This is a genomic window from Rothia gullae, assembly GCF_024294905.1.
In the GTDB taxonomy this organism is placed as follows: domain Bacteria; phylum Actinomycetota; class Actinomycetes; order Actinomycetales; family Micrococcaceae; genus Rothia.
Genome location: NZ_JANCOC010000008.1, coordinates 89607 through 108874, shown reverse-complemented (window position 1 = coordinate 108874; position 19268 = coordinate 89607). Strand labels below are relative to the sequence as shown.

The following is a 19268-nucleotide window of genomic DNA, read 5'->3' as shown; positions in this document are numbered from 1 at the left end:
CCCCCCCCCCCCCCCCCCCCCCCGCCGCCCCCCCCGGGCCCCCCCCCCCCCCCCCGGGGATAGCTCTTGGAAAATGCTCGCCCGGAAGAGTTATCGAAAGAGCGGTTAAAGAAACCCACCCCGCACCATGAGGCTATGCGGGGTGGGTTGGGCAGGTGCCGAAGACACTCGAGGACATACCCTCCGGCTACCCGGATGCGCAGCGAGCCCATGCAGTGATTCCACGTGCGGCGCATCCCTTTAACGGGGTCTAGAAAGCTAAAGAAACACCAAGATTAGCTCTCTAAACAAGCGCATAGCCGTACGGTATGTAGACTATGCACACTTTTTGAGGACGTCTTCAATGCCTAAATGGCCTTGAGTACGGTTTCAGTTTCAGTACCCAGCTTTTTGCGGGCTTCACCAGAAATGATGGCCTTCACGATGTTCTTGAAGGTCTTCCACTGCTTGAAGGCGTTAACGAGTGCCTTAACAAGCTTGTAAATGGCGATGCCCAGCTGAATGACAACCTTTGCAATACTGACAACGCAGGCAATAACACCAACGGGGGAGAGAGCTGCGTGGGCGCGTCCATCAGACTTACGAATAGCGGCGTTAGCGCCTGCAATCTGACGGCTTGCGTCAGTGCCCTGGACGGTGGTCAGGTTACCCAGTGCGCTCTCAATGCCACTATTAACGCGGTTGGAGGATCCAGGCTTCGTATACTTCAAACGGGCAGGTACCTGCTCTAGGCGGCGCAGAATCAGCTTGAGCTGCTGGTCGGCAGTGTCATTGCCTTCTGCGGATGCGCCATCTGCTGTGCCTGCGCTATGGGCGCAGCAGCACAGCCGAGAGCGATGGTTGCGGTGCCTACGCCGAGTGTACGGAATGCCGTGCGGCGATTCATCGTTGCGGACATTGAATTCCCCTTTGGATCTCTATCCGGTTTATCGGTGTTGTAATGTGCGGTGACTTTACGTCTGGGGCTCCGGAAGGGGCCCCGTGCAAGGTCCGGAAGTGACCTTACGCCCTCTATAGTACGGTGCTCAAAGAGGGGGCTTCAAGCCATTTCAGGGGGTATTTTCAGTTGGCTTTTATCTCTCCTTGTCAATCGCTAGAGGTTTATCAAATCTTTATATTTCTACGTTGTCATAATTGCGTAGATATCTGTACTGAGAGAAAAATACGCATCTGACAAGCCGGTTTATCGTATTCCTGAGAATGAATATTTGCATCTACGTGCACTCTGACTGGTCGTTGCTTTGCGCGGCAGATTTTTATGGGTCGCTTGAAGGTTGAGATGAGTCTTGCTGAAGGGATGCGCCGCTAGGTTCACTGAAGATGCACCGTCGAATCCACTGCAGAATCTATCACAGGATTCACTGCAGAATTCGCCGCACACTCTCTTGCGGTTTTGTGGCCCGGGTTGTGCTTGCATGCGCCCCTTATACCTTTACTTATGCCCCCTATATAGGGGGCAGATATAGAGGTGCCAGGTATTAGGGGGGCAGCAAGTACTGAAAATTTTTTAGAGATATTGTGGAGCTTTTTGGGCTGCCGTGAGGTGAGTGAGGGAGCGGAAAACGGATTTTTGGAACTCTGGTGAAGGGCCGTTCAAAGGTCTTTGACTCTCTTAGGAGTGTCTTCGGAGCAAAATTTTGAAAGATCCTGAAGGAAATCTGTAGAAATCGAAGCAGAAAACAAGACTTCCTCGAGGTCTCTGTAGGTGCCCAAAAGTTGCTAAAACCCCTCCAAAAGTCCTTGATATGGGGTGTTGTGAAGAAATTTTAAAATTTTTTGAAGTTTTTCTGAATCCTCATTGACAAGCTTAAACACATATGTGCCAGGCTATAAATGGTCGAAAATGGGGGTCAAAATCGGGCAAAATCGAACAAAACAGTTTGCGTGCCTCCGGAAACCTGTCATAGACTAGTGGAGGTTCGAACGACGGGATGAAGAAAACGGAACCTGTTCGATCGACTAGGCCCCCATCGTCTAGCGGCCTAGGACGCCGCCCTTTCACGGCGGTAGCACGGGTTCAAATCCCGTTGGGGGTACTTGCAAATCTCACGATTTGCAAAGCCAAGTTAGATGATATAGAATTTACTTCTGTTGATTCCAACAAGGCCCCGTAGCGCAGTTGGTTAGCGCGCCGCCCTGTCACGGCGGAGGTCGCGGGTTCAAGTCCCGTCGGGGTCGCTCTGGCCGCGTAAGTTCAGATGATTATTCATCCGAAGACGCGGTCATTGCGTATCTAAAAGTAGATACGCAAGGCTCTGTAGCTCAGTTGGTAGAGCGTACGACTGAAAATCGTAAGGTCACCGGATCGACGCCGGTCGGAGCCACGAAATCCGCCTCCAGGCTTCTACAGTGGGGCGGGTTTTGTTTTTTAAAAAACTTTGCGGTTACAGATACTGCAAAACCGTCAAAAAGGCGGCATCTTGGGAATAAAACCCTGAGATGCCGCCTTTTTGTATACGGAAACAACGCCACGCCCACGCTAGAAAGCCCCCGCAGAAAACTGACCAAATATTTCTGCGGGCACGGCGCACGCACCGGGTTATAAAACCGGGCCGTAACACCAGGCTGTAACACCAGGCTGTAGAAAGGATTGCCGCACCCATGACCGCTCAGAATCCCAGTGCTCAGCCTCCGGAGATCTCACCCCAAATTCCCTGGGCAAAAAATACTGCTGTCGATAGTGCTCAGGTGGGCGGAATCCGCTTCGAGAACATCACCAAGAGCTACCCGAGCCGAACCGGTGAACCCACCACGGTGCTGCAGAACCTGAACCTGCATATTCCCGCCGGGCAGATTACCGTGTTCGTCGGCCCCTCCGGCTGCGGTAAAACCACCAGTCTACGCATGATTAACCGCATGGTGGAGCCCAATAGTGGCACCATCACCATTGACGGCGTGAACGTGTACGAGAAGAACCCCTACGAGCTGCGCCGCGGCATCGGCTACGTGATGCAGCAGGGTGGGCTCATGCCGCACCGCACCGTTGCGCAGAATATCGCCACCGTGCCGCGCCTGCTCGGTGCCTCCCGCAAGGAGGCGCAAGCTCGCGCCCTCGAACTGCTTGACGTGGTCGGTCTGGATCCTTCGTACGCCAAGCGGTACCCCTCCCAGCTTTCGGGTGGTCAGGTGCAGCGCGTTGGTGTGGCGCGTGCTCTCGCCGCCGATGCGCCTGTCCTGCTGATGGATGAACCGTTCTCCGCGGTGGATCCGGTGGTGCGCACCGACCTGCAGAAAGAGCTGCTGCGCCTACAGGGGAAACTCGCCAAGACAATCGTGTTCGTTACCCATGACATTGATGAGGCGCTTCTGCTCGGCGATACAATCGCCGTCTTCGCGGAGGGCGGCCGACTCGCACAGTTTGGTACTCCCGAAGAGATTCTTTACAGCCCCGCCGATGATGTTGTGCGCTCCTTCGTGAGCCGTTCCGTTGCTGGTCTGCTGGATGAGCATACGGTGCGCCAAGCGCGTATACGCCGACTTGCCGCCTCCCGAGAAGCGCAGAATGGTGCGGTAGAAGGCGAGAAAAGCGCATGAGTCTTCTAGAAAATTTTGTGCTCGCGGCACCACCCCTCGCCGCGCATCCCCTTGCCGCAAGCAATATGCATTGGGAATGGGTCGCCACCAACAGCCAGCGCATCCTCGAGCTGACCCTCAGCCACCTCTACCAAGGCGTCGTGCCCGTCGCGATTGGAGCTCTCGTCGCGTTGCCGGTCGCCTACTACGCGAGCCGTCGCCGTGACCGCCGTTCCGAACGCTCAATTGGTGCGCGAACCCTCATGCACCTCTCCTCACTGCTGTACACCATCCCCTCAATCGCACTGTTCGTGCTGATGCCGCTTATTCTGGGAACCTCCATTATTTCCCCGCTGAACGTACTCGTCGCCCTGAGCATCTACTCCTTCTCGCTCATGGTGCGCTCCGGTGTGGATGCCTTCGACTCCGTGCCCGATAGCGTACACGAATCTGCACGCGCCCTCGGATACACGCCCCGACAGGCGCTGATGGAGCTCTACCTGCCCCTCGCTATGCCCGTCATTATGGCGGGAATCCGTGTGGCAACCGTGGCAAATATTGCGATGGTGTCCGTGGGCGCCCTCATTGGTGTACCCTCGCTCGGCACGCTCTTTACCGACGGACTCGCGCGCAATATCCCTTCGGAAATCCTGGCTGGCGTAATCCTTAGCCTGCTGCTGGCACTGGCCCTCGACCTGCTCCTTATCCTTCTGACGAGGGTACTTACGCCCTGGCAGGCGGCTACGGTTACGAACCGTAGCCGCTCCGAAAGGAAGGCATAACCCGTGAATGTTATAGAACGAACCTTCGCCTACCTCCTGGACGGCGCCAACTGGCAGGGAAACGGCGGAATCCTCGTGCGCCTGCTCGAACACCTGAGCGTCACCGCCCTCGCCACCGCCTGTGCGGCACTCATCGTCGTGCCCCTGGGCCTCTGGGCTGGACACCACCGACCCTCTGACGGCGCTAACCGCCACCGCAGCAACCTACTCATGAGCGCCGTAGCCGCCACCCGCGCACTACCCGCGCTCGGTCTGCTCACCATCCTGGCGCTCTGGCTGGGCGTCTCAACCCTGCCCGCCATCATCGTGCTCATTATTATTGCGGCGGCACCTCTGCTCGCCGGAGTTCTTGAAGGCCTCGCCGCCGTACCGGAAGACCTCGTGGACGCAGCCCGCGCCCAAGGCCTCACCGAATGGCAGATCCTGACCCGCCTCGAAATCCCGCTCGCCGCCAACATGATGCTCGGCGGGCTCCGCTCCGCACTCGTGCAGGTCATCGCAACCGCGACCATCGTCGCCTACCTGAGCGGCGGAACCCTCGGCAGGTACCTCTTCGACGGGCTCGCCGTGCGCGACTACCCGCGTATGCTCGTCGCAACCCTGCTCGTGGCGGTCCTCGCCTTCGCCGTGGATGCGCTCATGAGCATCGTGCAGCGTGTGCTCACCCCCGCGGGGCTCACCATCAATCGGAAGAAGGCATGAACCTGATGAATCAGACGCATCAAACCTTTACGCGCCGTACCGTATCTCGTCGCACTGCTCTAACCGCCGCCGGAGCGCTCGGTATGGTGGGTATTCTTAGCGCCTGCGGGCTCAGCGGCGACAAAGTTTTCAGCGGCGAACATGAAGGAATCATCGTCGGCTCAGCGGCCTTCGCCGAATCCCAAATCCTCGCCGAAATCTACGCCGGAGCCCTCGCCCGGGTGGGATTCAATGCCCGCACCCAACTGAGCATCGGTGCCCGCGAGGCGTACCTGGGGGCACTTGCCTCCGGTGCGGTGGACGTTATCCCGGACTACTCCGGCAACCTGCTGCTTTACCTTGACCCGAAGGCTACAGCTAGCACTGCGCAGGAGATTCTGCAGGCGCTACCCGCCGCCCTCGGCACCCTCACCACGGGTGGCTCCGGGGCTGAAATCCGCGCCCTGAACGCCTCCGAGGCAGAGGATAAGGACTCGCTCGTTGTTACCTCGCAGACCGCCCAGAAATACGGTCTGCGAAGCCTTGAAGACCTCGCCTCCCGCTGTACGAATCTGAAGCTCGGCGCCGCCCCGGAGTTTGCCGAGCGTGCCTACGGCATCCCGGGTCTGAAAGAGAAGTACGGATGCGTCCCCGCTGAGTTTGTGCCCCTCTCGGATGGCGGCGGCGCGCTGACCGTCAAGGCCCTGCTGGATGACACCGTGCAGGTGGTTGACCTTTACTCGACCACCCCCGCAATTGAGCAGAATCAGCTGGTGGTGCTGGAGGATCCGAAGAATATGATTCTGGCTCAACAGGTGCTGCCCATTATCAATACATCGCGAGTTCCCGACTCCGCGGCGGAGGTTCTGAATCGCGTCTCGGCGAAGCTCACTACTGCCGATTTGCGCACTCTCAATGACCGTGTTTCGGGTACCTCTAAGCAGGAGCCCGCGCAGGCGGCGGCTACCTGGTTGAACGAGCACGGCTTCTAAAAGTCTGCTTGATATTCCACATTAATTCCTCTACAGGAATGTCTATAAACAAAACCGACCTGGGAATATTCTAGAAATAGAATATTTCCAGGTCGGTTTATATTACCCATCTCCCACACGTTAGTGGAGGGGCATATAGTAGCTTTTAGCCCTCAATCAGCAGCGCCAGAGCCTCGTAGGGGCGCAGGCTCAGCGTCACCGTCTCAGCCGAATCAGATACGGCAGAATCTGCCGCAACGGAATCGACCGCAGAATTCTTGTAATTACACACCAGCACGCGACCGGAACGAACAAACTCAGTCGGAACCTCAACCTCGGTCGGCTCGCCGTAGAAGTTCGTCAGCACCAGCAGACACTGCGCCGGGCTACCGTTATCAGCCCTAGCCTCGGTGGGCAGCTCACGCAGGTACGCAAACACCCGCTCGTGATCCAGTGCGTAGGGCGCGTACGAACCCACAGAGATGACCGGGTACTGCTTGCGCAGGGCAATCAGGTTGCGGTAGTAGGGCAGAATCACGCCGTCGCGTTCCTCATCCTCCACCGAAATACCGGCACCGGTCACCGCATCACGCACCGGGGCGGGAGCCAACCACGGCGACGTGGAACCAAAACCGGCACTCACCGGATCCGCGGTCCACTGCATCGGCACACGCGAATTATCGCGAGCCTTCGACGCCACAATCTCCAGGGCCTGCTGCTCGCTCAGACCGCGCTCACGCAGCATCGCGTAGGCGTTGTGCGCCTCCACATCCACGTACTGCTCGATCGAGGAGTAGACCGGGTCAATCATGCCGATTTCCTCGCCCTGGTACACGTACGGGGTGCCGCGCAGCAGGTGAATCACGGTCGCCAGCATGGTCGCCGACTCGGCCCGGTAACGCTCAACGTCACCAAAACGGTTCAGCGCGCGCGGCTGGTCGTGGTTATTCCAGAACAGAGCGTTCCAGCCGCCGCCGGCCTGCATACCCAGTGCCCAATCGTTCAGAATCTGCTTCAACTCGGTAAAACGGAACGGCACCTTCGACCACTTCTCGCCGTTCTCGTAGTCCACCTTCAGATGGTGGAAGCTGAACACCATGTCCAGCTCGTGGTGTGCCGGGTTGGAGTAGCCCACGCAGTTTTCGATACTGGTCGAGGACATTTCGCCTACGGTCACGGTGTCATCATACTGACCGAAGGAGGCGCGGTTCAGCTGCTGAATGCGGGTGTGCACAATCGGGGTGTCGGTGTATTGTGCCTTGTCCACGGTGCTTTCGGGGGCGTCGAGTAGCTCTTCGCCCTTACCGATGACGTTAATCACGTCAAAACGGAAACCGCGCACACCCTTCTCGTACCAGAAGTTCACGACCTTAAACAGTTCGTCGCGCACAGTCGGGTTGTACCAGTTCACGTCAGCCTGGGTGCGGTCGTACAGGTGCATGTAGAACAGGGGAGTACCGTGCTCATCCGTGTACTCGCCAAAGCGAGACCAGCAGGAGCCGCCGAACTTCGACTCCCAGTTGGTCGGTTCGCGCAGCTGACCATCCTCGGCGTATTTGCCGGGGCGAATGTAGAAGTAATCCCAGTACTCGCGCTCACCGGCAAGCGCACGCTGGAACCACTCGTGGTCGGTCGAAACATGGTTGAGCACCATGTCGAACATGACGCCCACACCGTGCTCGGCGAGGGTAGCAATCATCTCTTCGACGTCCTCCATGGTGCCAAGGTCGGGGTTGATGGCGTAGTAGTCGGAGATGTCGTAGCCATTGTCGTTCTGCGGGGAGGCGAAGAACGGGTTGAACCACACCATGTCCACGCCCAAGGAAGCAATGTAGGGCACCTTCTCGATGACGCCGTGCAGGTCGCCGTAGGCGCCACCCGCCGAGGAGTAGAAGGACTTGGGGTACACCTGGTAGATGACGGAGGACGCAAAATCCTTGCCGCCTGCCGGGCTGGTTGCCGGGGTGAGGGCGAGCGATGCGATGGGTGCCTGTGTCATGGAAACCTTCTGAAATGTATACAGGGTTCAGTGTGTATAAAAGTGTGTATAGATCAGTGCGTTGGAAACGAACCGCGCCGGTGCTACGGATGTTGCTACGTATAGGCAGCGAGGCCCGTACGCGGCAGGCACGGCAGCCCGCCGCCTCCTGGTGCGTTCGCCGACTGAATATCGCCGCCCGCAACCTGGGCTCATTCCAGATTAGGGGGCATAATGGGGTGATGTCCCCCATCTACCCCAAAGGGGGCAATTCTGCCGCAGATCCGGCACAACCCCCGTGGCCTCAACCCTCCCACCGATAGGCGGTTGCAGGCTCGTGCGCGTTTCGATGCATGAAACCAAAGTGACCCTGAGCTGAAGAGCGTTGGACGCCGCGCGTAAAATCAGTACTTGCATCACTACGGAAGGTAAAACAATGCCAGAACTGCGTTCACGTACTTCAACTCACGGCCGTAACATGGCTGGTGCCCGCGCCCTGTGGCGTGCCACCGGTATGGGCGATGACGACTTCGGCAAGCCCATTATTGCTATCGCGAACTCCTTCACCCAGTTCGTGCCCGGCCACGTGCACCTGAAGGATATGGGTGAGCTGGTCGCCGGTGCGATTCGTGAGGCTGGCGGCGTCGCCAAGGAATTTAACACCATCGCTGTTGATGACGGTATCGCGATGGGTCACGACGGTATGCTCTACTCGCTGCCTTCCCGCGATCTGATTGCTGACTCGGTTGAGTACATGGTCAACGCGCACCGTGCCGATGCGCTGGTGTGCATCTCTAACTGTGACAAGATCACCCCCGGCATGCTTCTGGCGGCTATGCGTCTGAACATCCCCACCATCTTTGTCTCTGGCGGCCCTATGGAGTCCGGCGAGGGTATTGAGGGTATTGTTGAGCACCGCCTCGACCTGGTGGACGCCATGGTGATGGCTGTTGATGACAGCGTCAGTGACGCTGCGCTCGCCCAGATTGAGAAGAATGCGTGCCCGACCTGCGGTTCGTGCGCGGGTATGTTCACCGCTAACTCCATGAACTGCCTGAATGAGGCGATTGGTCTGGCGCTGCCCGGTAACGGCACCACCTTGGCTACTCAGGTTGCTCGTAAGGAGCTGTTCCTGGAGGCTGGCCGCCGCATCGTTGAGCTGTCCAAGCGTTACTACGAGCAGGATGATGAGTCGATTCTGCCGCGCTCCATTGCGACTAAGGAGGCGTTCGAGAACGCTATGGCGCTGGATGTGGCGATGGGCGGTTCGACCAACACTGTGCTGCACACCCTGGCGATTGCTCACGAGGCGGGTGCTGACTTCACCCTGAAGGATATTGACCGTATTTCGCGTCAGGTTCCCTGCTTGGCGAAGGTCGCCCCGAACTCCACTAAGTACCACATTGAGCACGTGCACCGTGCCGGCGGTATTCCTGCCCTGCTGGGTGAGCTGAACCGTGCCGGCCTGCTGCATAAGAACGTTCATTCTGTTCATGCTGACTCGCTGGACGAGTGGCTGGACGAGTGGGATATCCGCAGCGGTAAGGCGAGCGAGAAGGCGAAGGAACTGTTCCTCGCGGCTCCCGGCGGCGTGCGCACTACTCAGGCGTTCTCCACCGCGAACAAGTACGAATCCCACGAGACTGACGCCGAGAACGGCTGCATCCGCTCCGTGGAGCACGCGTACACCAAGGACGGCGGTCTTGCGGTCCTATACGGCAACATCGCCCAGAACGGTGCAATTATCAAGTCCGCTGGTATTGATGAGGAGCTGTTCCACTTCAAGGGTCGCGCCTTCGTGGTCGAGTCGCAGGATGAGGCTGTGCACGAGATCCTGTCGAAGAACGTGAAGGAAGGCGACATTGTCGTCATCCAGTACGAGGGCCCGAAGGGTGGCCCCGGCATGCAGGAAATGCTGTACCCGACCTCCTACCTGAAGGGTCTGGGCCTGGGCAAGAAGTGTGCGCTGATTACTGACGGTCGTTTCTCCGGTGGTACTTCCGGTATTTCTATCGGTCACGTCTCCCCGGAGGCTGCTGCTGGCGGCGCGATTGGTCTGGTGCAGACCGGTGACGAGATTGAGATTGACGTGAACAACCGCATCCTGCGTGTGAACGTTTCGGATGAGGAGCTTGCTGCTCGCCGCGAGGCGAAGGGCGCTGCACCGTGGCGTCCGACCAAGCCGCGTGAGCGTCAGGTATCGAACGCCCTGAAGGTGTACGGCATGCTGGCTGCTTCGGCTGATAAGGGCGGCGTGCGCATCCTGCCTGAGGACGCATAAGCCCCTCACGTATCGTGTGAGAATTTAATATCTTGCCCTGATGGGCTGGCGCCCCGTTCCGCGGTTTTTCTGTGGGCGGGGCGCTGTTCTTTGTCCGCGTCTTTGTATACCGTCGTTGGGATACCCGGTGCGGCGTATTGCCTTGTCAGTTGCTGTGCAGTAGGGTTTAAGAAGGTATTTAGGTACCTGCTTCACCGACTCAATACAACCACTCAACCACAACGCAATTCGCAACCCTCACAAGGACGTATTCATGGTTACCCTGACCGCACGCGCACAGCATGCTTTTACTCGTCGTGCTCTGACGGCTCTTGCCTGCATCGGTGCGCTCGCTTTGAGCTCTTGCTCCGCTCAGCCGCAGGCTGATGAGTCTGAAACCACCCCGATGAAGGCCGCGACTTCCTCGGCGTCCATTGATGTGAAGACCCTGTTTAAATCGGCGGATGGCTCCTGGAAGCCGAATACTGTGCAGATCTCTGCCGGCCTGGACGCGCCGGCAACTTTTGATTCTGCAGCAATCCCGACCAATGAGCCGAGCACGGATGCCGAGTACGAGGCGGCCTACGCTACGGCGAGTGGCTCTGCGAACACTATTGATGCGGGCACCCGCTGCGGTGTTACGAGCCTGCTGGGTGGTTCCGTTGGTATTTACGTGTATGACGGTTCAGATTGCGCGAAGGCTCAGGAGGCGGTGCGTCTGTTCAACAGCCGCAAGAACCAGGACGGTTCAGCGAGTGTTGAGTGGTACCAGTGCGCTACGAAGGTGCAGGGCCGCGACTACATTACGGGCGCCTGCTTCACGCAGGGCGGTGGCGGTGAGAAGCCGCGCTTGGCGCTGATTCCGGTGCAGACCCGCATGCTCTCGGGTACGTTGACTTTCGCTGAAGTCTACGGCGGCGGTACTTTCGGTCAGGGCGATTCGGCGAAGACAGTTGAGGCGCTGCGTTTCACCAGCCCGGACTCTAAGGTCGCGTGCTCGGTGACTCCGTCGGGTGTGGATTGCCAGGCGTTGGTGGGTGTGACCCTGGAGGGTTGGGATGCCGCCTCCGGTAAGGCGCAGCAGCGCGTGCACATGGTGAAGGGTCAGGCTCCCGAGGCGAGCCTGGTCGGTCAGAGCGCCACCCCGGAGCCGGTGAATACCGAGGGTATTACCGCCCTGCCGACTGGCCAGGTGGTGACTGCGTACGGTTACACCTGCAAGTCGGTGAGTACCGGTAAGGTGCATTGTGTGAGCGCGACGAATGGTTTCACTCTTGATTCGGTGGAGGTTGGCATAGAGCGCCGCTAAACAGAGAGCGCCGCTAAACCGAGAATGAAGGCGAGGCGCGCTGCGAGTAGCCGCGCTCGCCTCCATAACTGATATGCGAAGGTGCCCGGCACCCCTCACTTAGGGGGCCGGGCACCTTCGGTATTTAATGTTGTTTAGCGGAAGTTGACGATGCGAACGTCCAGCTCAGAAGAGAGCAGCGGCTCCCATGCGGCGATAGCCATCTGGAAGTGTTTGGTGCCCATGTGCTTTTCGAGCAGTTCCGGGGATTCCCAACGCTCGATGAATGCGAAGTCGGTGTCGGAGACGGCACCGAAGTCGTAGCTGACGTTGCCTTCGTCCTGGCGGCTTGCGGTCACGAGCGGTTCGATGGTCTTGAGGAATTCTGCGACGTGCTCGGGCTTGACGGATACTCCGGCGTATACACCAATCATGGGGCTCTCCTTGAGGGGTGGTGCGGCGGTTGCCGCGTTGTATATGACTCTTTTACCCTACACCTTTCCCTGCGCCTCGGTGAGGTATGCGCGGGGTTTCTCGCGCTGTGTTTTGTGCTGTGCCGGGGTGCGAGAGGAGTTGTGGTTGTTCCATTCGCTAACTGTAAAAAAGGTGTTTTATATTTGCGTGCCCCTTTCTTTTCGACCTATAAAAGAATGAGGACGATACACCGCATGAATGGAAGGAGACGCGGTATGGCACGCATGGGGGGTGACACTCATGGGATTTTCACCGGCGCATATCAAACGATGCACCCTGACTTGGGAGGCGCCCGACTATAGCGCCTCGTACCCTGCCGGGTACACGGATCAGGGCGTTGCTGTGATTGCGGTGGCTCAGGAGCATCGTACGGCGCAGGGTTTTTGCTATTCAGCCTTGTCGACGGTGGTTTTTATTTCTAAGCAGGATGGCACCCGCACCGTGGTGAATGAGAAGCCGATGCTTTTCACTCACGTTCATTCCCTCATGGAGTGCTGCGATGAGGTGCATCCGCGTCTGCTGGGTCGTGCCGTGCTTTCTGCGTGGGATGTGGTTCCTGGGCAGTACCGTCAGAACCTGGTGACGATTGCTGCTGACCGTAAGAATTTGAAGCATCTTTTCCGTGATTGCGACCAGTTGAAGGGGATTATGGAGTACCGCACCTTTGAGAAGGTGCTGGACCCGTACGATAACCATTCTTTGGGTGAAGTGCATGTGAAGCTTGCTGGCACGCCCGCGTATGAGCGGATGCAGGCTGAGGTGTGTGCGGCACGTACCGCTGTGGATGAGATGGTGGAGGAGGCGCTGACTCCTCGTCCGCTGAATCAGCTGCAGGACTATAGCGTTTTCACGGATTGTTCGTTCCGGTCGACTCACAATAAGAAGTATCAGCGTGGCGGGCGTATGGGCATTGCCGGCGTGAGTGAGGACGGCTTCTATTTTCATGCCCATTATGATGGTGTGAATATTATGACCGGTGAGCTGTCTGCGATGTTGGCGGCTTATACGGTGTTTCATAGCGGTTCGCGCCGCCTGATTATTCATACGGATTCTTTGGGCGCGTTGACGTTTGTGTTGCGTTTGGCGCATAGCCGTTGGGCTTTTGAGGCGTGGGTTTCTGAGGGTATTCAGGATGAGCGTGTGGTGGCTCAGATGTGTGCTTTGACGGAGGCTATCCGCGAGAAGCGTGTGCTGGTGAAGCATGTTCCGGGCCATACGGGCCACGGTTTGCAGGAGAGTAGCGACTCTGTGTCGAAGATGCATCGCCATTTTCCGGGGCAGATTGTGGATAAGCGTCATCAGAGCGAGTTTAATCAGCGTTGCGAGTCGATTATTACTGCTTTGTCGGGTTGTGCGAAGGCTGTTCGCCTGCTTGCGCCGGAGTGGTTGCAGATTAAACCTTCTTCAATCCACACGGGAAACCGTTTATGGCGCTAAACTAGTCCAGGGTAGAAATGAACGCGCGATGCATTCGCCGCATACGAAGATATGCGATGTCGGAGGTGTCGCGTGTTTCTTTTTGCCCTTTTCTGTGTGCGCTCGTTCTGTGTGCGCTCGTGTGCGGCGGGTCTGCAGTGATAGATGCATAGTGGCGGGGATAGAATTATGTGAAGAATTTGTCGATTCTCCCTATTTTTAGCGGGTGCACACTATTTTTTGGGGACCCAATTTATGCAGTTTCTTCCTCCTCTATATATTCCGCTGGTGCTGGCGTTCTTCATTGTTATCGTTCCGGCGCATCCTGCGATAGTGCCTCATACAATAAAACTGCCCACCCGGGGTTATCCGGGCGGGCAGTTTTATTTAGAGGAGCGATGACCACAGTCGGCAGAGGTTCTCCGCCATCTTGATGCGGCGCGGGCGCTCCGCCCACTGGGTGTACAGCAGCTCGGTGCAGACCTGCTCGTATTCGGCGCATACTTCATCCAGCATCGCCACCATTTTGCGGTCAATGACGAACGTTGACACTTCCATGTTCAGCGAGAAGGAACGCGGGTCCATATTGGACGAGCCAATGAACGCGATTTCGTCGTCGACCATCATGAACTTGGAGTGCAGCACGGTCGGGCTGGGGTACTGGAGAATACGCACACCCGCCTGCAATAGCTGCTCGTAGTAGGAGCGCTGCGCCATGTTCGGCAGGAACTGGTCGCCCTTCTCGCACACAATCACGGTGGTTTCAATACCGGAGTATGCGGCGTTCGTGAGTGCCTGCAGTAGGGTCTCTTCCGGCACGAAGTAGGGCGAGCAGATGGTGATACGCTGCTCAGCATTGTAGATCAAGTAGTTGATGAGGCGCAGGTTATTTTCGGTTTCAAAACCGGGGCCGGAGGGAACAACCTGGGCGCGCATCCCATCCTCGTAGTAGGGGATGGTGGTGTTAATTTCTGCCAGGATCAGCTGGTTCGTTTCGGAGTACCAGTCGGAGACGAAAACGGCGTTGAGCTCTTCAACGATGGGGCCGGTGCAGGAGAAGGTCAGGTCCTTCCATTCCAGACCCTTCTTGACGTTTTCGGGTAGATCGTAGGAGCGGTGAATAGCATTCTGCGAACCGGAGAACGCGACGCGGCCGTCCACGACGAGGACCTTGCGGTGGTTACGCAGGTCGGGGCGCTGCCACTTGAGCTTCCACGGTTTGAGAGGCAGCATAAGGCGCCACTGCATACCCGAGTCGTTGAGCATTTTCACGAGCTCCTTATAGGACGGGTATTTGCGGGAGCCGACGTGGTCGATGAGTACGCGCACCTGTACACCGCGTTTGTGGGCGGCGAAGAGGGCGTCCCAGAGGACTGCGCTCGCCTCGTCGTAGGCGGTGATGTAGAACTCGAAGTGCACGTATTTGGTGGCGCGGTCGACTTCTTCCGCCATGGCGACCATCGCGTCGTGGTTGTCGGTGTGGAGGGCGAATTGGTTACCGCCGACGAGGGGGAGCGAGCCGAGGGTGTAGTTGAGTTGGCTGGCTACCTTGGCGGGGTCGGAGAGGTCATCGGTGTGGGTGAGGAAGGGCTTGTTTTCGCTGACATCGCGAATCATGTCGTTCATGGCGTGTTGGCGTGCGCGGCGATAGGCGGGCAGGCGCGAGGAGCCGAAGACGAGGAATGCGATGAACCCTACGAAGGGGATGAAGAAGATTGCCATGAGCCAGCCCAGCGCAACCACGGGTTTGCGGTTGTAGGGGAGCCAGAAGAGGGCTGCGAGTCGGATGAGGATATCGGCGATGCCGAGCGCCAGGCGCAGCCAGTCGGGCAGGAAGTCGAGGTAGGTGGGGGCAAACAAGTTCACTTCTCTATTATGCCGGTATTTAGTGTGGGGCTTGGGGGCCGCTTCGTATGTGATGTGCCGGTATTGTGTGCCGGTGGTGGGGCTGGAGTTTAGCTGGCTATGCTGTGAGCCTTAATGCTAAAAATGCACTTGAGCATTGTGTGCAGTGGTGAAATAATTGCAGTTATGCAGAAAAAGGAACAGAGCCTTCGCGAACGCCGCCGCGAACAAACCTGGACGGCAATCCACGAAGCAGCCCTAAAACGCGTCCGCGACCACGGGATGCGCGGGACCACTGTTGAAGAAATTGCCCAGGAGGCGGGCGTCTCCCCGCGTACCTTCTTCAACTACTTCCCCTCCAAAGAGGACGCCGTCTTGGGTCTGCGTGAACCAGCGGTCAGCGAGGAAATCCTCGAAACAGACCGCGCTCACGAGGATGACAACACGATCATTCGTGTGACCCACCTACTCTGGGAGGTCATTTTCCAGAGCTTCCACTACGCCAATGGCAAGGACCCCCGAGCTCCCTTTCAGGAGTTCCCCGAGTCCGCGAAACGAATGAAAATGCACTACATGAAGTGCGAACAGGTGCTCACCGAGTACCTGAACACTATTGACTGGGTGGCTTTTGATGCGGCCGGTCGCCGCGGCCCTTTCCCGCGTCGAACCCCCGCTGATCCACTGACCGATCACTTCCGGGAGCGATCGCGCGCAAAGGTCCAGCTTGCCTCCGCGGTGCTTCGTCAGCTGGAGTTCGCCCGCGACCTGGAGGACAAAGAGGATATCGCCCGCCATATCCGCCAGACGGTGAAGACCTTCCAGTTCCTGCTTTTTGAGCAGAACCGGCCCGCAATCTAGCGGCGGTTCACTACTACAAACGGCAAAAGCCCGCCGGAAACCGATTCGGAGGCCCTGAATCGAGGCAACCGAATCCAGAATCCGGCGGACACTCACAACAGACATATATAGAACGTAACTAAGGATTAAACGATGAGTACAGAGAAAAAGAAGCTACCTCAGCCGCCAGTCGGTGAGACTAAGCAGGAAAGCAAAAACCGCATCCGCGCCATGTTCATGGGCCTGGTCATTGTGATGCTCATGTCCTCACTGAACCAGACGATTCTGGCGCCGTCGCTGCCCACAATCGTTGGTGAGCTTCACGGCGTGGAGCACATGAGCTGGGTGATTACCATTTTCATCCTGCTTTCGACGATTACGATGCCGGTCTACGGCAAGCTTTCTGACCAGTTCGGACGCAAGCCCTTCCTGATTTTTGCGATTGTTGCTTTCATAGCGGGTTCGATTGTTGGCGCGCTCGCGCAGAGCATGAACTGGATGATTTTTGCTCGTGCCCTGCAGGGTCTGGGCGGCGGTGGCCTGATGATTCTTTCTCAGGCGGTGATTGCTGACGTGATTCCTCCGCGCGCTCGAGGCCGCTACATGGGTATTATCGGTGGCGTTTTCGCGTTCTCGTCGGTGGCTGGTCCGCTGATTGGCGGCTGGATTACTGAGGGCCCGGGTTGGCGTTGGGCGTTCTGGCTGAACCTGCCGTTGGCTATTCTGTCGATTCTTGCGGTGATTTTCTTGCTGCCGCACCGCCCGTTCCATGAGCGTGAAAAGCACAGCATCGACTACCTTGGTTCGCTGATTCTGATGGTGGGTACGAGTGCGCTTGTGCTTGCCACGATTTGGGGCGGTAATCAGTACGAGTGGTCTTCGCCGCAGATTATTGGTCTGCTGATTTTCTCGGTGGTTGCTGCACTGGTGTTTATCCCGGTGGAGAACCGTGCGGCTGAGCCGATTATGCCCATGTACCTGTTCAAGAACCGTAACTTCCTGTTGACTCTGGGTGCTTCGCTGGCGCTGGGTGTGGCAATGTTCGGTGCGGTGGAGTATATCCCGACTTATCTGCAGATGGCGCTGGGTGTGAGCGCTACGGTGGCTGGTCTGCTGATGATTCCGATGATGGGCGTCATGCTGGTGGTGTCGATTGTGACGGGCCGCGTGGTGTCGAAGACTGGTCGCTATAAGCGTTATGTGACGAGCGGCACCGCGATTGTGGCGCTGGGCCTGTTCCTGCTGTCGACGGTGACTGTTGAGACTCCGACCTGGCTGTTCTGTATGCACCTTGCGGTGATGGGTGCCGGTCTGGGTATGTCTATGCAGTTCTTGACTCTGATTGTTCAGAATGCGTTCCCGGTGAGTATGGTTGGTACCGCGACGGCGTCGAATAACTTCTTCCGTCAGGTGGGTGCTACTGTGGGTGCCTCGCTGGTGGGCGGTCTGTTTACCTCACGTCTGACCTCGCTGATTTCTGAGCGTATGCCCCAGCAGGCGCTGCAGTCTTCGGGTAGCCATGCGTCTTCGTCTCTGACTCCTGAGCTGGTGGCGTCTTTGCCGGAGCCGGTACACGGCATCATTGTGAATGCGTATAACGATGCATTGATTCCGCTGTTCCTGTACCTGGTGCCGCTGGGTCTGGCGTCTACGTTGATTCTGTTCTTTATTCGTGAGGATGCGCTGGCAACGGCCCTGGAGACCGAGCCGGCTGTTGATATTGCTCGAGCGGCGACCGGCGCGATGCCGGTGATTACTCCGGAGATGGCTGCTAAGGACGCGCAGGATCTGAAGAGCATGCGGGGTCCTACCCGTAGGATGATTGCTGAGTCGTTGAGCTCGGAGGCTTCGCCTGAGGTGGGCTCTTCGGACGCTGGCGGCTTCCCGCGTTCCTAGAACGGGGGATAACGAAAAGGTGCGTGCTGGAGTGGCTCGTAGTTTTTCGTCATAAAATTAGAACTGTTACCCCGCTTCGGTGTAACTTATGCGTGCACCGGCTATAACCGGTACACGTTGAAGATTAGAGGAGAACCATTCATGAAGATTCTGCAGCCTACCTCCATTGCCCTCGACCATGAGCACCTGGGCCTGGAGCCGGGTGATACCGTGCGCCTCTACGACCCCGCCACCTCGATTGCGGAGGAAGACACCGACGCGGACGTGTTCATTGCGTGGGCGAACACCACGGAGCAGCTGGCTGATTCTGCGGCCCGTCTGAAGAACGTGGGCCTGGTGCAGGCTCTGTTGGCTGGTCCGGATGCTGCGCGCGCTGCGGGTTTCCGTTCCGAGGCTGCTATTTGCGCGGGTGTGGGTCTGCACTCGAAGACCGTGGCTGAGCATGCCCTGGCGCTGACTTTGAACCTGGTGCGTTTCCTGCCGACTCTGGCTGTTGAGCAGGGTAAGCGCCGCTGGGCAGGGGAGCTGGGTGGTGCTCAGGAACTGCACCCTGAGAACCAGGTGACTACTCTTCTGGATGCGAATGTTATGGTGTGGGGCTTCGGTTCGATTGGCCAGGAGATTGCCCGCCTGCTCCAGGCGTTCGGCGCAAAGGTGACCGGTGTGGCTCGTTCTGCGGGTGAGCGTGCGGGATTCCCTGTGATTGCGACCGAGTCGGTTGAGGAGTACCTGCCGAGCACCGATGTGCTGATTATGGTGTTGCCTACTTCTGATGAGACCTTTCACGCTATGAATGAGCGCCGTCTGGCTCTGCTTCCTTCCCGTGCGTACCTGGTGAATGTTGGTCGCGGCACTACCGTGGATGAGCCGGCGTTGATTAAGGCACTGAAGGAGGGCAAGCTGGCTGGTGCAGCGGTGGATGTTGTTCACAACGAGCCGCTGCCCGCTGAGAACCCTCTGTGGGATGCCCCGAACCTGGTGATTACCCCGCATTCGGCTGGTGGTCGTCCGGTGGATCCGGAGTCGCTGATTGCTCACAATATTGCTGCCCTGCGTGCTGGTGCTCCGGCTGAGGAGTACCGTAACCGCTTCTAGGCGGTGCCCGGGCTGTTCTACGTTGTTGTCCCTACCTTTGAAGCTACTTTGCCTGCGGATGGGTGAGGGGCGGAGGCGTTGCCTTCCTATATAAGTGGAGCCCCGGTGCGAGTCGTGTGCTCGTGCCGGGGCGCCGTTTTTGGCTGCGTTGCCTTAAATAGCGCGCTTAAGAGGTGTGCCTTAGTGCTTGGTTTAGGGGCTGGAAGTGTTGGTTTAGCCCCTTAAATGGTGG

At 57.9% G+C, this 19268-nt stretch carries 15 protein-coding genes and 3 tRNA genes; 13 read left to right on the top strand and 5 right to left on the bottom strand.

The annotated features are described in order from the left end of the window. Nucleotides 1–347: 347 nt before the first annotated feature. The gene (locus NML54_RS06280) at nucleotides 348–710 is read right to left on the bottom strand and encodes a hypothetical protein (RefSeq protein ID WP_254756726.1); all 363 of its coding nucleotides are present in this window, start codon (nucleotides 708–710) and stop codon (nucleotides 348–350) included. A 32-nt stretch (nucleotides 711–742) separates the two neighbouring features. Further along, nucleotides 743–898: a hypothetical protein gene (locus NML54_RS06275; RefSeq protein WP_254756724.1), complete on the bottom strand. Its 156-nt coding sequence runs from the start codon at nucleotides 896–898 to the stop codon at nucleotides 743–745. Between the two features lie 1065 nt (nucleotides 899–1963). Between NML54_RS06275 and NML54_RS06270 the strand changes: the two genes are divergently transcribed. The 7 genes from NML54_RS06270 (at nucleotide 1964) to NML54_RS06240 (ending at nucleotide 5968) form a co-directional block, all read left to right on the top strand. Beyond that, nucleotides 1964–2036: transfer RNA gene (locus tag NML54_RS06270), tRNA-Glu, on the top strand. A gap of 68 nt (nucleotides 2037–2104) precedes the next feature. Beyond that, nucleotides 2105–2178 (top strand) — tRNA-Asp (locus NML54_RS06265). Between the two features lie 73 nt (nucleotides 2179–2251). After that, nucleotides 2252–2324: transfer RNA gene (locus tag NML54_RS06260), tRNA-Phe, on the top strand. A 277-nt stretch (nucleotides 2325–2601) separates the two neighbouring features. After that, a complete protein-coding gene (locus NML54_RS06255) occupies nucleotides 2602–3534 on the top strand; it encodes an ABC transporter ATP-binding protein (protein ID WP_305882355.1) in 933 nt (310 codons plus the stop codon). After that, on the top strand, nucleotides 3531–4295 hold the full coding sequence (locus tag NML54_RS06250) for an ABC transporter permease (protein WP_254756722.1): 765 nt from the start codon (nucleotides 3531–3533) through the stop codon (nucleotides 4293–4295). Before NML54_RS06255 ends, NML54_RS06250 begins: the two co-directional genes overlap by 4 nt. 3 nt (nucleotides 4296–4298) lie before the next feature. Further along, on the top strand, nucleotides 4299–4997 hold the full coding sequence (locus NML54_RS06245) for an ABC transporter permease (RefSeq protein WP_254756720.1): 699 nt from the start codon (nucleotides 4299–4301) through the stop codon (nucleotides 4995–4997). 5 nt (nucleotides 4998–5002) lie between these two features. Continuing rightward, nucleotides 5003–5968 carry an ABC transporter substrate-binding protein gene (locus NML54_RS06240; RefSeq protein ID WP_254756728.1) on the top strand — a complete coding sequence of 322 codons (966 nt, stop codon included), beginning with the start codon at nucleotides 5003–5005 and terminating at the stop codon, nucleotides 5966–5968. A 145-nt stretch (nucleotides 5969–6113) separates the two neighbouring features. On the opposite strand, the gene NML54_RS06235 is transcribed toward NML54_RS06240, so the two are convergent. Then, the gene (locus tag NML54_RS06235; protein ID WP_254756718.1) at nucleotides 6114–7946 is read right to left on the bottom strand and encodes an alpha,alpha-phosphotrehalase; all 1833 of its coding nucleotides are present in this window, start codon (nucleotides 7944–7946) and stop codon (nucleotides 6114–6116) included. 415 nt (nucleotides 7947–8361) lie between these two features. On the opposite strand from NML54_RS06235, the gene ilvD reads away from it, so the two are divergent. Further along, nucleotides 8362–10206: a dihydroxy-acid dehydratase gene (ilvD, locus tag NML54_RS06230; RefSeq protein WP_254756716.1), complete on the top strand. Its 1845-nt coding sequence runs from the start codon at nucleotides 8362–8364 to the stop codon at nucleotides 10204–10206. 253 nt (nucleotides 10207–10459) lie between these two features. After that, nucleotides 10460–11494, top strand: a complete 1035-nt coding sequence (locus tag NML54_RS06225) for a 2-oxoglutarate dehydrogenase (protein ID WP_254756714.1) — start codon at nucleotides 10460–10462, stop codon at nucleotides 11492–11494. A 134-nt stretch (nucleotides 11495–11628) separates the two neighbouring features. Here the strand turns inward: NML54_RS06225 and NML54_RS06220 are convergent, their stop codons facing one another. Then, a complete protein-coding gene (locus NML54_RS06220) occupies nucleotides 11629–11907 on the bottom strand; it encodes a putative quinol monooxygenase (protein WP_254756712.1) in 279 nt (92 codons plus the stop codon). 280 nt (nucleotides 11908–12187) lie between these two features. Here NML54_RS06220 and NML54_RS06215 point away from each other — a divergent pair, with 280 nt between their 5' ends. Then, nucleotides 12188–13384, top strand: a complete 1197-nt coding sequence (locus NML54_RS06215) for an RNase H family protein (protein ID WP_254756710.1) — start codon at nucleotides 12188–12190, stop codon at nucleotides 13382–13384. A gap of 366 nt (nucleotides 13385–13750) precedes the next feature. Here the strand turns inward: NML54_RS06215 and cls are convergent, their stop codons facing one another. After that, on the bottom strand, nucleotides 13751–15229 hold the full coding sequence (gene cls / locus NML54_RS06210; protein ID WP_254756707.1) for a cardiolipin synthase: 1479 nt from the start codon (nucleotides 15227–15229) through the stop codon (nucleotides 13751–13753). A gap of 165 nt (nucleotides 15230–15394) precedes the next feature. Between cls and NML54_RS06205 the strand changes: the two genes are divergently transcribed. The 3 genes from NML54_RS06205 (at nucleotide 15395) to NML54_RS06195 (ending at nucleotide 19036) form a co-directional block, all read left to right on the top strand. Beyond that, nucleotides 15395–16066: a TetR/AcrR family transcriptional regulator gene (locus NML54_RS06205; protein ID WP_254756705.1), complete on the top strand. Its 672-nt coding sequence runs from the start codon at nucleotides 15395–15397 to the stop codon at nucleotides 16064–16066. Nucleotides 16067–16198: 132 nt separating this feature from the next. Continuing rightward, nucleotides 16199–17941, top strand: a complete 1743-nt coding sequence (locus NML54_RS06200) for an MDR family MFS transporter (protein WP_254756703.1) — start codon at nucleotides 16199–16201, stop codon at nucleotides 17939–17941. Nucleotides 17942–18082: 141 nt separating this feature from the next. After that, the gene (locus NML54_RS06195) at nucleotides 18083–19036 is read left to right on the top strand and encodes a phosphoglycerate dehydrogenase (RefSeq protein WP_254756701.1); all 954 of its coding nucleotides are present in this window, start codon (nucleotides 18083–18085) and stop codon (nucleotides 19034–19036) included. Nucleotides 19037–19268 lie beyond the last annotated feature (232 nt).